Below are 13,896 nucleotides of genomic sequence, written 5' to 3'. Positions count from 1 at the left end.
CAGCTGCAAGCCACGAGCCATAAGCCCCAAGCAGCAAGCTTCAAGCTGCAAGTAAAAGCAGCCATCACTGCCGCGTATATTGGCGCCTGGCTTGCGCCCGGCGCCAAACAGCTTGCGGCTTGCAGCTTGTAGCTTGCCACTGGGCAGCTTGCCGCTTTATTGCGATTTCCTGACCCGCAGGTACCATTCCGACAACAGACGAACCTGTTTGTCGGTGTAGCCACGTTCCACCATGCGCGTGACGAAGTCGTTGTGTTTCTGTTGGTCCTCCTTGCTGGCCTTGGCGTTGAAGCTGATGACCGGCAGCAGGTCCTCGGTGTTGGAGAACATTTTCTTCTCGATCACCACCCGCAGCTTTTCGTAGCTCAGCCAGCTCGGGTTCTTGCCGTTGTTGTTGGCCCGGGCACGCAGCACGAAGTTGACGATTTCGTTGCGGAAATCTTTCGGGTTGCTGATGCCGGCCGGCTTCTCGATCTTCTCCAGCTCCTCGTTGAGGGCGATACGGTTGAGGATTTCGCCGGTTTCCGGGTCGCGGTATTCCTGGTCCTGAATCCAGAAGTCAGCGTACAACACGTAGCGGTCGAAGATGTTCTGGCCGTATTCGCTGTAGGACTCCAGGTAGGCGGTCTGGATTTCCTTGCCGATGAACTCGATGTAGCGCGGTGCCAGGTACTCCTTCAGGTAGCGCAGGTAGCGTTCGCGCACTTCCGCGGGGAATTGCTCCTGTTCGATCTGCTGTTCCAGCACATACAGCAGGTGGACCGGGTTGGCAGCAATTTCATGTGGGTCGAAGTTGAAGACTTTGGAAAGGATCTTGAAGGCGAAGCGGGTCGACAGGCCGTTCATGCCTTCGTCGACGCCTGCTGCATCGCGGTATTCCTGGATCGATTTGGCCTTCGGATCGGTGTCCTTGAGGTTTTCCCCGTCGTACACGCGCATCTTCGAGTAGATGTTGGAGTTTTCCGGCTCTTTCAGGCGCGACAGCACGGTGAACTGGGCGAGCATCTTCAGCGTGTCTGGCGCGCAGTGGGCCCTGGCCAGCGAGCTGTTGATCAGCAGCTTGTCGTAGATCTTGATTTCGTCGCTGACGCGCAGGCAGTACGGCACCTTGACGATGTAGATCCGGTCGATGAACGCCTCGTTGTTCTTGTTGTTGCGGAAGGTATGCCACTCCGACTCGTTGGAGTGGGCCAGCAGAATCCCGGAGTAGGGGATGGCGCCGAGGCCTTCGGTACTGTTGTAGTTGCCTTCCTGGGTAGCGGTGAGCAACGGGTGCAGCACCTTGATCGGTGCCTTGAACATCTCGACGAATTCCATCAGGCCCTGGTTGGCCCGGCACAGTGCGCCCGAATAGCTGTAGGCATCGGCGTCGTTCTGCGGGAATTCCTCGAGCTTGCGGATATCCACTTTACCGACCAGGGCAGAGATGTCCTGGTTGTTCTCGTCGCCGGGTTCGGTCTTGGCGATGGCGATCTGGTTGAGGATCGACGGGTACAGCTTGACCACTTTGAACTTGCTTATGTCGCCGCCGAACTCCTGCAGGCGTTTGGTCGCCCAGGGCGACATGATGGTGTTCAGGTAGCGCCGCGGGATGCCGAACTCTTCCTCGAGGATGGCCCCGTCTTCGGTGGCGTTGAACAGCCCCAACGGCGACTCGAACACTGGCGAGCCCTTGATGGCGTAGAACGGTACCTTTTCCATCAGCTGCTTGAGTTTTTCGGCCAGCGACGATTTACCGCCGCCCACCGGGCCCAGCAGGTAGAGGATCTGTTTCTTTTCTTCCAGGCCTTGGGCGGCGTGGCGGAAGTACGACACGATCTGGTCGATGCACTCTTCCATGCCATGGAAGTCGGCAAAGGCCGGATAGCGACGGATAACCTTGTTGGAGAAGATTCGCGACAGCCTGGAGTTGGTAGAGGTGTCGATCAGCTCTGGCTCACCGATGGCCAGCAACAGCCGTTCGGCCGCCGATGCGTAGGCACTGCGATCCTCTTTGCACAGCTCGAGGTACTCCTGCAGCGAGAGTTCTTCCTGGCGCGTAGACTCGAAACGTTGTTGGAAGTGGCTAAAAATACTCATGACGTCACCTCGCTCGATACGTGGAGACGACGCCGGATCAGTCAGCTGATGCTGGCATGCAACCGGGTTCGCCGATTGCTGTATACCCCCCAGGACACCTTGTAACGCTACCGATGACCCGCACGCCGGTGTACCGGCTCTCCCCTTTTTCTGGATGGCCTGCGCTTAAGAATAGTTGGTTATCGGTAAGTTCAAGGGGGAGGGGTGGAGAAGTTGCGAACGACCGTTCGTCAGATAAGCCGCAAGCCCGCACGGGGCGCGGGCTGCAGTAAAAATGAAAAAATTTATTCGGCGCTGCCTTGCGCGGTCTCGGCCGGATAGGTGGTGCGCCACAGCTCAAAGCCGCCGTCCACGCTGTAGACGTCCGAAAAACCCTGGCCAACCAGATAGGCCGCGGCGCTCTGGCTGGAATTGCCGTGGTAGCAGACCACCAGGGTCGGCGCATCGAGGTCGGCATTGCGGATGAACTCGGCGACCGAATGGTTATCCAGATGCTTGGCACCGGTGATGTGGCCGGCGGCAAAGGCCTGGGGGTCGCGAATGTCGACGACTACCGCACCTTGCGCGCGCAGGGCCAAGGCCTGCTCGGGAGGGATGCGCTTGAATTCGCTCATGGGTACGGCTTCCTTCAGGGATGATCGTTGAGTGTAGGCGTTTGCACGGGGAGGCGTAAGTTGCCGTCGTCGGTGCAGTCACAGTGGTGGTATTCACCGCTGTCGACGTTGTACAGGGTCATGGCCCCGCCCCATACGCAGCCGGTGTCCAGGGCGATGATGCCGGGTTCGTCCACCTTGCCCTGCAGGGCGGCCCAGTGGCCGAAGATGATCTTCACATGGCGTGAACGGCGGTCCTTGTGCGCGTACCAGGCCTTGTAGCCTTTGGGGGCGGTACCCAGGCCTTCCTTGCTCTTGAGGTCGAGCTTGCCTTCGGCGGTGCAGAAACGCATGCGGGTGAAGTAGTTGGTGATGACCCGCAAGCGTTCGATGCCACTGAGGTTCTTGCTCCACTTGTTCGGCTCATTGCCGTACATGCCGTCGAGGTATAGCTTCAGGCGCCCGTCATCGCGCAGCACTTCCTCGACCTCGGCGGCCAGCTCCAGGGCTTTGCCCAAGGTCCATTGTGGCGGAATGCCCGCGTGCACCAGGGCGATGCCACGGGGCTCGTCGTAATGCAGCAGCTTTTGCTGGCGCAGCCAGTCGAACAGCTGGTCGGCGTCCGGCGCTTCGATGATCTCGCGCAGGGTGTCGCTTTTCTTCAGGCGCTCGACGTTGTGCCAGGCGGCCAGCAGGTGCAGGTCATGATTGCCCAGCACGCAGACCAGCGATTGGCGCATGGCGTAAAGGAAGCGCAGGGTTTCCAGTGATTCGGGGCCGCGGTTGACCAGGTCGCCGACCAGCCACAGGCGGTCGACGGCCGGATTGAAGCCGACGCGTTCGAGCAGGCACTTGAGTGGCTGCAGGCAGCCCTGCAGGTCTCCGACGGCGTAGGTGGCCATCAGTGCAGCGCCCCGGGCACCGCCAGGCGGAAGGGGGCGATCTCGGCGTCGAAGCGTTTGCCGTCTTCGGCGAACATCTGGTAGCTGCCCTGCATGGTGCCTACGCGGGTGCTGATGACCGCGCCACTGCTGTAGGTATGGCTTTGGCCCGGGTCGATATTGGGCTGTTGGCCGACCACGCCAGCACCGCCCACCTCCTCGACCTCGCCGTCACCGTTGGTGATCAGCCAGTGGCGCGACAGCAGCTTGGCCTTGAGCGAGCCGTTGTTCTGCACGGTGATGGTGTAGGCAAAAGCGAAACGACTGTTTTCCGGGTCGGATTGTTCTTTGAGGTAGCGGGTCACGACGCTGACGTCGATCTGATAGCGGGGGTCGGACATGCAAGGGCCTTGGGCGAACTGACGCAATAATGCAGTCTAGGCCATTGGGAGGGGGAAGGGCCAGCGGTGTGGGGCTTGAGATCTTTGTCGTCAGTGCCGGCCCTTTCGCGGGCAAGCCCGCTCCTACAAGGACCGCACGGTCCTGTAGGAGCGGGCTTGCCCGCGAAGAGGCCGGAACAGGCTGAATCAGGCTTGCTGATCGGCCAGCTGGTCAGCCAGGCGCACGAAGGCCGCCAGGTCCAGCTGTTCAGGGCGCAGGCTGCCGTCCACTCCAGCGGCTTCGATGGCCTGGCTGTCGAGCAGGCCCTTCATGGTGTTGCGCAGGGTCTTGCGGCGCTGGTTGAACGCCTCGCGCACCACGCGTTCCAGAAGCTGTGCATCCTTGGCCGGGTGTGGCAGCACTTCGTGCGGTACCAGGCGGACGATGGCCGAATCCACTTTCGGTGGTGGGTTGAAGGCGCCAGGGCCAACGTTGAACAGGTGCTCGACCCGGCAGTGGTACTGCACCATGATCGACAGGCGCCCCCAGTCACCGCCGCCAGGGCCGGCGGCCATGCGCTCGACCACTTCCTTCTGCAGCATGAAGTGCATGTCGCGGATCAGCCCGGCGTGGCTGAGCAGGTGGAAGATCAGCGGGGTGGAGATGTTGTAGGGCAGGTTGCCCACCACCTTGAGGCTGCGCGGCGGTACGCCCAGCTGGTTGAAGTCGAACTTCAAGGCGTCGCCCTGGTGCAGGCGGAAATTGCTGCGGCCAGCGAACTTGTGCTGCAGGATCGGCACCAGGTCCTTGTCCAGCTCCACTACGTCCAGCTGTGCGCCGCTGCCCAGCAGGCCTTCGGTCAGGGCGCCCTGGCCCGGGCCGATTTCCAGCAGGTGTTCGCCGGCCTTGGCGTTGATGGCGCGCAGGATGCGGTCGATGATGCCGGCGTCGTGCAGGAAGTTCTGGCCGAAGCGCTTGCGCGCCCGGTGTTGGTATTGCTCGTTCATGGTCGGTTCTCGGCCATCTGGTAGGCGGTTTCCAGCGCGACGCGCAGGCTGCCGGTGTCGACCTTGCCGGTGCCGGCCAGGTCCAGGGCGGTGCCGTGGTCGACCGATGTGCGGATGATCGGCAGGCCCAGGGTCACGTTGACCGCGGCGCCGAAGCCTTTGTACTTGAGTACGGGCAGGCCCTGGTCGTGGTACATCGCCAGCACCGCGTCGCAGTGCTCCAGATATTTGGGGGTAAACAGGGTATCGGCCGGCAACGGCCCGCGCAGGTCCATGCCTTCGGTGCGCAGGCGGGCCAGGGTCGGCTCGATGATGTCGATTTCCTCGCGGCCCAGGTGGCCACCTTCACCCGCGTGCGGGTTGAGGCCACATACCAGGATGCGCGGGTTGGCTATGCCGAACTTGTCGCGCATGTCGGCATGCAGGATACGGGTGACGCGCTCGACGCGCTCGGCAGTGATGGCGTCGGCAATGTCGCGCAGTGGCAGGTGTGTGGTCACCAGGGCCACGCGCAGGCCACGGGTGGCCAGCATCATCACCACTTGCGCGGTGTGGGTCAGTTCGGCAAGGAATTCGGTATGCCCAGAGAAGGCGATACCGCTTTCGTTGATCACGCCCTTGTGCACAGGGGCGGTGATCATCCCGGCGAAATGCCCGTCCAGGCAGCCTTGCCCGGCGCGGGTCAGGGTTTCCAGCACGAACGTCGCGTTGGCTTTGTCGAGCTGGCCTGGCGCTACCGGGGCCGCCAGTGGGGTATCCCAGACGTACAGGCTACCCGCTGGCGCCGGCTGCTCGGGCCATTGGCCCGGCGCTACCGGCAGCAGGTTGACGGCCAGCCCCAACTGCGTGGCCCGCTCGGCGAGCAGGTCACGGCTGGTGATGGCGATCAGGGGGTGGGGCTGGGCGTCTGCGGCGAGCAGCAGGCACAGGTCGGGGCCTATGCCGGCCGGCTCGCCGGGGGTGACGGCGAAGCGCAGGGGCTTCACTGGGTGGCCTGGTCGGCGCCAGGCAGCTTGATTTCAACGTAGGCTTCGTCGCGGATCTGGCGCAGCCAGGTTTGCAGCTCTTCGTCGTACTTGCGGTTGCGCAGCACGCTAAGGGCCTGCTGTTCGCGCGCCTGCTCGGTGCTGTCGGTGGCGCGGCGGCCCAGCACTTCCAGAACGTGCCAGCCGTACTGGGTCTTGAACGGTTTGGTCACGACGCCTTGCTGGGCGTTGGCCATCTGTTCGCGGAATTCCGGTACCAGGCTGTTCGGGTCTACCCAGTTGAGGTCGCCGCCGTTGAGCGCCGAACCCGGGTCTTCCGAGAAGCTCTTGGCCAGCTCGCCGAAGTCTTCGCCGTTCTGGATCCGGTCGTACAGGCGCTCGGCCAGTTGCTCGGTGGCCGCCTCGCTGCGGATTTCGCTTGGCTTGATCAGGATGTGGCGCACGTGTACTTCATCACGCAGCACGTTCTCGCTGCCACCGCGCTTCTCCTCGAGCTTGAGGATGATGAAGCCGTTGGGGATGCGGATCGGCTGGGTGATTTCACCTACCGGCATGCTGCTGAGCATCTTGGCGAAGTCGGGTGGCAGCTGGGCGGCTTTACGCCAGCCCATCTCGCCGCCTTCCAGGGCATTTTCACTGGCCGAACGGGCAATGGCCATCTGGCCGAAGTCCGCGCCTTGCTTGAGCTGCTGGTACACATCGCCGACCTGGCGCGCAGCCTTCTGGATGTCATCCGAGTTGGCCGCTTCCGGGGTCGGGATGAGGATGTTGGCCAGGCGGTACTCTTCCGACATCTGCATCTTGCCCATGTCGGAGTTGAGGAAGTTCTTCACTTCCTGCTCCGACACCTGGATACGCTCGGCCACGCGGCGCTGGCGCACGCGGCTGATGATCATCTCGCGCTTGACCTGCTCGCGGGCGTCATCGAACGACAGGCCGTCGTGGGCCAGGGCTGCGCGGAACTGCTCCAGCGACATGCCATTGCGCTGGGCAATGGTGCCGATGGCCTGGTTCAGCTCTTCGTCGGTGATACGGATGCCGGAGCGCTCGCCGATCTGCAACTGCAGGTTCTCGACGATCAGGCGTTCCAATACCTGCTGCTCCAGGGCGCCAGTTGGTGGCACGCCACCGCCGCGCTTGGCGATGGTTTGCTGGACCTCGTGGACACGCTGGTCCAGCTGGCTTTGCATGACCACGTCGTTGTCGACGATGGCCACCACGCGATCCAGAGGTTGCACCGCGGCATGCACCGCGCCACTCAGCAAAGCGGCGCCCAGCAACACTGGGCGCAGACGATCAATAAGCTTGGTCTTCACGTTCACGATAACCTTGAATGCCTTGGTCGAGGAAAGATTCGACCTTGTTGCCAACTACGCCACCGAGGCCTTTGAGGACGATCTGAAGGAAGACACCGTGGTCGCCTTTTTCGTTCTGCGGAAGGGCTTGGCTGAAGTCGTCGTAGTCGATCCAGTAGCGGTTGATCAGGCGCAGCTTCCAGCAGCAGTTGTCGTACTCGAAACCGCCCATGGCTTCCAGGGTGCGGTTGCGGTTGTAGTCATGCTGCCAGCGAGCGATGACGCTCCACTGCGGGACGATCGGCCAGATGACCGAGAAGTCGTGCTGCTGGATCTTGTAGTAGTCCTTCACATAGTTAGGGCTGCCCGGGGTGCCATAGTCGCCGCCGCCCACTTTCCAGGTACCGGTGGTGGAGTCGTAGGCGATGGTGTCGTTACGGTAGCGATAACCGAGGTTGACCACCTTGTTCGGGTTGTCTTCAGGCTGGTAGTGGAACATCGCGCTGCCCGAGCGTGGGCTGCGGCTGTCCGGGTCCCAGTTGTAGGTCGAATTGAAGCGCCAGTCACGGTTGAAGTAGTAGTTGTACAGCAGCGCGTACGGCGACACGTCGGACTGCGAGTCGGCGCGGTTGCGGTAGTCGATACCCGGCAGTTGGACCTTGCGATCCTTGAAGTAATACGCCTGACCAATGCTGAAGTTCTGGCGCTCGAAGCCGTTTTCTTCGATCCAGCGAGTGGTCACGCCCAGCGACAGCTTGTTCTCGTCGCCGATGCGGTCGATGCCGCTGAAGCGGTTGTCGCGGAACAGCGAGTCATAGCTGAACAGTGTTTCGCCCGTGTTGAACAGCGGGATATCGGTCTGCTCCTTGTATGGAACGTAGAGGTAGAACAGACGCGGCTCGAGGGTATTGCGGTAGTTGGTGCCGAACAGGGAGGTATTGCGGTCGAAATACAGGCCACTGTCGACGCTGAAGATCGGGATATCGCGGTTCTGGGTGCTCGAGAAGTCGCCACGCAGGTCGCGGGTTGCTTGCGAGGCGCGGGCCAAGTCGCCCTTGCCTTCGCTGTCCAAGTCCAGGTCGTAATTGGTGTACATGTAGGTCAGCTTCGGCGTGACATAGCCGTAGCTGGCGTTCATCGGCAGGCTGATGGACGGCGCGAGGTTCAAACGGGTACCGTTGGCCCTTGCGAGACCAAAAATGTTCTCGTCAAGACGTTGGCCGTTGGCTCCGGCAGTGGTGTCCAGTTCCCCATCTTCGTTGAAGACGGGGCCTGTCTTCAAATCACGATCAAAGCGCACTGCTTCGGTTTTGTAGCTGAAGTCGAAGCCACCCGGGTGGTAGGGAAGCATGCCGTTGAAGGTAATCTGCGGCAGGCGATCATACGGCGTGATCTGCGAGATAGTCGCCATTTCGTAAGCATGCACATTCAACCGTGCGGTGTAACTGTCGCCACGGTAGGTCAGTGCCCCCTGCTGGTTCAGTAGGTCGCGGCTTTCCACGCCGATCTGGTCGGACTCCAGGTCCTGGAAGTAGAACGGGTCGCTGATGTCGGTGTAGTCCACCTCTGCCATCAGGCGCTCGTCCAGCCCGCCCTTGTGCTGCCAGTTGACCATCCAGCGCTGATCTTTGTAGTCAGTCTGGTCTTTGCGGTCGTCGTTCTTGTCGTTCAGGTACGCGCCACCGAACTGCCCTTCGCTGGACTTGGTCAGGTAGCGGAACTCGCCTTCCATCAGCAGGCCGCGCTTGGCCATGTAACGCGGGTACAACGTGGCGTCGTAGTTGGGCGCCAGGTTGAAGTAGTACGGCGTGACCAGCATGAAGCCGGTGTCGCTGCTGGTGCTGAACGACGGCGGCAGGAAGCCGGACTGGCGACGGTCGTCGATCGGGAAGTAGATGTACGGTGTGTAGAACACCGGGAAATCCTTGACCCGCAGGGTGACGTTGGTCGCGGTACCGAAACCGGTGGCCGGGTTCAGGGTGATGTTGTTGCCCTTCAATTGCCAGGCGTTGCTGCCCGGTTCGCAGGTGGTGTACGTACCGTCCTTGAGGCGGATGATGGCGTTTTCGCCACGCTTGGCGTACAGGGCGTTGCCGCGGATATGTGACTTGTGCATCACGTATTCGGCGTTGTCGACCTGGGCTTCACCTGTGTCGAGCTGAATCTGTGCCTCGTCACCGACCACCAGCGAGCCGTTGTCACGGATCTTGACGTTGCCCTTGAGCTCGCCCCGGTTTTCGGCCTGGTACAGGTTGGCCTCGTCGGCTTCGGCCTGCATGCTGCCCTGGCGCATTACCACGTCACCGGCGAGGGTAGCGATCTGCTGCTCCTGCTGGTACTTGGACACCTTGGCGTTGATGTAGGTTGGTGACTCGTCCTTCGGCGTGGTGTCGGCCATGCCTGGGCGGCTTGGCTCGATATACGCGCCACCGCAGTACGGGCCGGTTTCGGCCAGCTGTGCGGCGGTGAGTTTTTCCCGCGGCACCCAGTCCAGGTGGCTGTAGTCTTCGCTGCGCGACTTCAGGCCACGGCCCTTGGCCTCGGTAACCAGCATTGGCCGGTCCGCGGTTTCGCCTTCGCTCGCGGCTTCAGTGCCGGAGCTGACAGCAGCACCCTCGTGCACCGGGCGCGGTGGCAGGTTGTTGACTGGGGCCTTGGGCTTGCAGTCCCAACCACCGGAGGCGGACACTTGGCAGTCGAACTGTTCGGCGGCCACCACGTACGACGTGGCCAGAGGTTGCAGGGCCAGCAGACCGCCGGTTACCAGCAACGGAAACTTTCTACGAAACGCGGGGGATTTCAATGCCATCTTATTAGTCCGGGCTTCCTGCGTGCCATCTGCCCGCGTGTGGGGCCGCACGCCTCTCGATGGTCTGAAAAAGATGCTGGATAATAAAGCATGACCCGCTTGACGGCTAGGGCCGTCGGAGACCCTTGTAATGCCTGAACACGATGTACGCCTGCAACAACTGACGGTCTGGCTCGATGAGCAGCTCAATGATATTTTCCTGAACAACGCCTGGGGCGAAGTGCCCGCAGGCAGCCTGACCGCGGCCAGCAGCGATGCCAGCTTCCGCCGTTATTTCCGCTGGCAGGGGGGCGGCCACAGCTTCGTCATCATGGATGCGCCACCCCCGCAGGAAAACTGCCGGCCGTTCATCGCCATCGACCACCTGCTGGCCAGCGCCGGCGTGCATGTGCCGCTGATCCACGCCCAGGACGTGGAGCGTGGCTTCCTGATGTTGGGTGACCTGGGCCACCAGACATACCTTGATATCATCAAACCCGACAACGCCGACGGCCTGTTCGCCGATGCCATCGACGCCCTGCTGGCGTTCCAGCGCCTGCCGATGGACGCGCCACTGCCCAGCTACGACGACGCCCTGTTGCGCCGCGAAGTGGAGCTGTTCCCCGAGTGGTATGTGGGACGCGAGCTTGGCCTGGCCTTCACCGATGCCCAGAAAGCTACCTGGCAGCGCGTCAGCCAGCTGCTGATCGACAGCGCCCTGGCCCAGCCCAAGGTACTGGTACACCGCGACTACATGCCGCGCAACCTGATGCAGAGCGCACCCAACCCCGGCGTGCTGGACTTCCAGGACGCGGTCTACGGCCCGGTCACCTATGACATCACCTGCCTGTTCAAGGACGCCTTTCTCAGCTGGCCGCAGGCGCGGGTCGAAGGCTGGCTGCGTGACTACTGGCAGCAGGCGCAGGCTGCCGGCATTCCGGTGCAGGCTGATTTCGAGGCGTTCCAGCGTGCCAGCGACCTGATGGGCGTGCAGCGCCACTTGAAGGTGATTGGCATCTTCGCCCGCATCTGCCACCGCGACGGCAAACCCCGCTACCTGGGCGACGTACCACGTTTCTTCGCCTATATAGAAGAAGTGATCGGTCGCCGGCCCGAATTGGCGGAGCTGGGTGAGCTGATTGCCGAGTTGCAGGCCGGAGCGCGTGCATGAAGGCAATGATCCTGGCGGCGGGCAAAGGCGAGCGCATGCGCCCGTTGACCCTGCATACCCCCAAACCGTTGGTACCGGTCGCCGGCCAGCCGCTGATCGAGTACCACCTGCGCGCCCTGGCGGCAGCAGGTGTCACCGAGGTGGTGATCAACCATGCCTGGCTCGGTCAGCAGATCGAGGACCACCTGGGCGACGGCAGCCGTTTTGGCCTGAGCATCCGTTATTCGCCCGAAGGCGAACCGCTGGAAACCGGCGGCGGCATCTTCAAGGCCTTGCCCTTGCTGGGTGACGCGCCGTTCCTGCTGGTCAATGGCGATGTCTGGACCGACTACGACTTCGCGCGCCTGCAGGCTCCCCTGCAAGGCTTGGCCCATCTGGTGCTGGTCGACAACCCTGGCCATCACGGCCGTGGGGACTTCCGCCTGGTGGACGGGCAGGTGGTCGATGGCGACGATGCGCCCGGTACGCTGACCTTCAGCGGCCTTTCGGTGCTGCACCCCGCGCTGTTCGACGGCTGCCAGCCCGGTGCCTTCAAGCTGGCGCCGCTGCTGCGCCAGGCCATGGCGGCGGGCAAGGTCAGTGGCGAGCACTATCGCGGGCACTGGGTCGATGTAGGTACGCTCGAGCGCCTGGCGCAAGCCGAGCGCCTGATTGGCGAGCGCGCCTGACATGTGGTGGCCAGGCACGGTGATTGGTGCGGGTGCGGGGTTTGCCGTGGCCAGCATTCCGGGGGCCTTGCTCGGTGCGCTGCTCGGCCAGGCCGTGGACCGCCGCTTGCGCTTGCGAGGCTGGGAAGACATGCGCGAGCGCCTGGGAGGGCGCCCAGCCTTGCGTGACGACGAGTTGCTGTTCGTGATGCTCGGGCGCCTGGCCAAGTGCGATGGCCGGGTGGACGAGCAGCATATCCAGCAGGCACGCCAGGAAATGGTGCGCCTGGACCTGGCCGAGGCGGCCCGGTTGCGTGCGATTGCCGCGTTCAACCGCGGCAAGGCGGGCAAGGATCGGCTGGGCGCGCATTTGCGCCGTATCCGCCAGCAGCCGCATGCGGCGGAAGGCACCTTGCGTGCGTGTTGGCGCATGGTCTGGGCCGACGGCAAGATGGGCAACAAGGAGCGTGAGCTGCTGCTGGACTGGGGGCATAAGCTGGGCGTGAGCCGGCGGCAACTGCAGGCCATGTCGCTGGAGTACGAGCCGCGCAAGGCTGCTGGAGCGGAAGGGGTTGCCATGACCTATGCGGTAGCGTTGCGCTTGCTGGCGGTCGAGGCGGATACCGAGGCCGACAAGGTCAAGCAGGCGTATCGTCGGCTGGTCAGCCGGCACCACCCGGACAAGCTGGCTGGCACCGGTGCCAGCGAGGCGCAGGTGCGTGAGGCGACCGAGCGCACCCGCGAGTTGCACCAGGCCTATGCCATGATCCGCAAGCGGCGGGGGCTATAAGGGCCTCTTCGCGGCTAAAGCCGCTCCCACCTCGACCGCATAGGCCTCAAGCCCTGTGCAGTACCTGTGGGAGCTGGCTTGCCGGCGATGGGGCCAGTCCGGGCAATACAAGACAGTTGCTCCCACAGGTACAACGTTAACTCGAAGCCAGCACAGTACCTGTGGGAGCGGGCGAGCCCGCGAAATAGGCGACGCGGTGGATGACATCGGCTTTGCCGGTGCCATTCAGCTTTGCGGGCTCATCCACCCCCGCACCCGGCGGAACAGTTGCTCCTGCTCGGCGGCCTTGTTCCCCGGCATGGCAATCAAGGATAACTGCCGGTACTGGCTGTCTTTCTGCCGCTTGCTGGTCTGCAGGCGCAGCTCGGCTGCGTTGCGGTCAGCGCTACGAGTGGCGTAGTAGATGTCGGCCGTCGGCACCTTCAAGGTCGGCGCCAGGCTTTCCAGGCCATGCTCCACCCGTGCCGGTGTCTGCGCAGCCACCATCACCAGCTTCTGCACCTGCGGCGGTTGTTTTTCGCTCAGGTAGCGGGCCGCCCAATACGCGCCACTGCCATGGCCGATCAGCACGATGCTGCGGGCGTTGTGCTGCTGGGCAAAGGCCACTGCGGCGTCCAGGCGGGCGAAAATGCGCTCGGCATCGGCCGGCTCGGCCTGCTCGCTGGCCTGTTCGGCGTCGGTGCTTTCCGCGGTGTCGGCATCGGCCGCGGTGGCCTGGGCGACGTTGGCATTGGCATCGACCGGCACGTCCTTGGCCGGTGCGCTTTCACCTTGGTCTTTCTCTGGCTCGGCAGCCGGCGTGGCCTCGACCCGGGCCTGCGGGCTGTCGGCGAGCAGGTCGGGCAGGCTGACGCTCAGGCTGTGCCAGCCAATATCAGGAAACTTCTGCCGCAGCGGGCCAACGGCATTTGGCCAGTCGGCCGTTTCGCCAGCGCCCGGGACGATGATGACTGCCCCTTGCGGGTCGCTGTCGTTGGCGGGCTTCCACAAGGCCAGGAAGCTGTCGGCACCGGCCTGTAACGTTTGCTGCTCGGCCTTGGGCACCAGCCGTTCGAGCGCCTGGGCATCCTCCTGGCTGCGCTCCAGCAGTGGCGGGCGCGGGGCTTGGGCAGCAGGAGCCTCGGTGGTGGCGGGTGGTTTTTCGGCATCGGCGGCCAGGGCGCTGAGTGGAAGGATCGAGGCCAGGCAGCACATTGCCAGCTTCGTGCGATAAAGTGTGGACATGAGTAAACCCGGGGCCAGAATGATACCGGCAGCCTAATGGTATTTGCCCGTGAC

General features: G+C 63.0%; 12 protein-coding genes. 3 read left to right on the top strand and 9 right to left on the bottom strand.

All coding sequences use genetic code 11. The features are described 5' to 3' along the window. Positions 1 to 156: 156 nt before the first annotated feature. The 8 genes from TZ03_RS05140 to TZ03_RS05105 all read right to left on the bottom strand — a co-directional run bounded on the left by TZ03_RS05140 (position 157) and on the right by TZ03_RS05105 (position 10,031). Positions 157 to 2,079 (bottom strand): PrkA family serine protein kinase, encoded by a 1,923-nt coding sequence (locus tag TZ03_RS05140; protein WP_051096176.1) that lies wholly within the window; start codon positions 2,077 to 2,079, stop codon positions 157 to 159. Positions 2,080 to 2,363: 284 nt separating this feature from the next. Next, complete coding sequence (glpE, locus tag TZ03_RS05135; protein ID WP_051096174.1) at positions 2,364 to 2,693, bottom strand: thiosulfate sulfurtransferase GlpE; 330 nt, start codon at positions 2,691 to 2,693, stop codon at positions 2,364 to 2,366. A gap of 14 nt (positions 2,694 to 2,707) precedes the next feature. Further along, positions 2,708 to 3,574, bottom strand: coding sequence for a symmetrical bis(5'-nucleosyl)-tetraphosphatase (locus tag TZ03_RS05130; protein ID WP_051096171.1), 867 nt, complete (start codon positions 3,572 to 3,574; stop codon positions 2,708 to 2,710). Further along, positions 3,574 to 3,954, bottom strand: a complete 381-nt coding sequence (apaG, locus tag TZ03_RS05125) for a Co2+/Mg2+ efflux protein ApaG (RefSeq protein ID WP_051096169.1) — start codon at positions 3,952 to 3,954, stop codon at positions 3,574 to 3,576. Before apaG ends, TZ03_RS05130 begins: the two co-directional genes overlap by 1 nt. A gap of 186 nt (positions 3,955 to 4,140) precedes the next feature. Further along, on the bottom strand, positions 4,141 to 4,941 hold the full coding sequence (gene rsmA / locus TZ03_RS05120; RefSeq protein ID WP_051096167.1) for a 16S rRNA (adenine(1518)-N(6)/adenine(1519)-N(6))-dimethyltransferase RsmA: 801 nt from the start codon (positions 4,939 to 4,941) through the stop codon (positions 4,141 to 4,143). Then, positions 4,938 to 5,927, bottom strand: a complete 990-nt coding sequence (gene pdxA / locus TZ03_RS05115) for a 4-hydroxythreonine-4-phosphate dehydrogenase PdxA (protein ID WP_051096165.1) — start codon at positions 5,925 to 5,927, stop codon at positions 4,938 to 4,940. The genes rsmA and pdxA overlap by 4 nt, the downstream gene beginning before the upstream one ends. Continuing rightward, positions 5,924 to 7,243, bottom strand: coding sequence for a peptidylprolyl isomerase (locus tag TZ03_RS05110; RefSeq protein WP_051096221.1), 1,320 nt, complete (start codon positions 7,241 to 7,243; stop codon positions 5,924 to 5,926). The genes pdxA and TZ03_RS05110 overlap by 4 nt, the downstream gene beginning before the upstream one ends. Next, positions 7,224 to 10,031 carry an LPS-assembly protein LptD gene (locus TZ03_RS05105; RefSeq protein WP_051096163.1) on the bottom strand — a complete coding sequence of 936 codons (2,808 nt, stop codon included), beginning with the start codon at positions 10,029 to 10,031 and terminating at the stop codon, positions 7,224 to 7,226. Before TZ03_RS05105 ends, TZ03_RS05110 begins: the two co-directional genes overlap by 20 nt. A 130-nt stretch (positions 10,032 to 10,161) precedes the next feature. On the opposite strand from TZ03_RS05105, the gene TZ03_RS05100 reads away from it, so the two are divergent. From TZ03_RS05100 to TZ03_RS05090, 3 genes are read left to right on the top strand one after another with little or no spacing between them, the layout of a single operon-like run. Next, positions 10,162 to 11,181, top strand: coding sequence for an aminoglycoside phosphotransferase family protein (locus TZ03_RS05100; protein WP_051096161.1), 1,020 nt, complete (start codon positions 10,162 to 10,164; stop codon positions 11,179 to 11,181). After that, a complete protein-coding gene (gene murU, locus TZ03_RS05095) occupies positions 11,178 to 11,849 on the top strand; it encodes an N-acetylmuramate alpha-1-phosphate uridylyltransferase MurU (RefSeq protein ID WP_051096159.1) in 672 nt (223 codons plus the stop codon). The genes TZ03_RS05100 and murU overlap by 4 nt, the downstream gene beginning before the upstream one ends. Position 11,850: 1 nt before the next feature. Beyond that, positions 11,851 to 12,618, top strand: a complete 768-nt coding sequence (locus TZ03_RS05090) for a TerB family tellurite resistance protein (RefSeq protein ID WP_051096158.1) — start codon at positions 11,851 to 11,853, stop codon at positions 12,616 to 12,618. 225 nt (positions 12,619 to 12,843) lie between these two features. Here the strand turns inward: TZ03_RS05090 and TZ03_RS05085 are convergent, their stop codons facing one another. Then, positions 12,844 to 13,842, bottom strand: a complete 999-nt coding sequence (locus TZ03_RS05085; protein ID WP_051096157.1) for an alpha/beta hydrolase family protein — start codon at positions 13,840 to 13,842, stop codon at positions 12,844 to 12,846. Between the last annotated feature and the right edge of the window lie 54 nt (positions 13,843 to 13,896).

The organism is Pseudomonas sp. 10-1B, from assembly GCF_000935045.1.
Lineage (GTDB): Bacteria > Pseudomonadota > Gammaproteobacteria > Pseudomonadales > Pseudomonadaceae > Aquipseudomonas.
The sequence above is the reverse complement of the archived record's forward strand: the minus strand, read 5'-3'. Positions and strand labels throughout refer to the sequence as shown.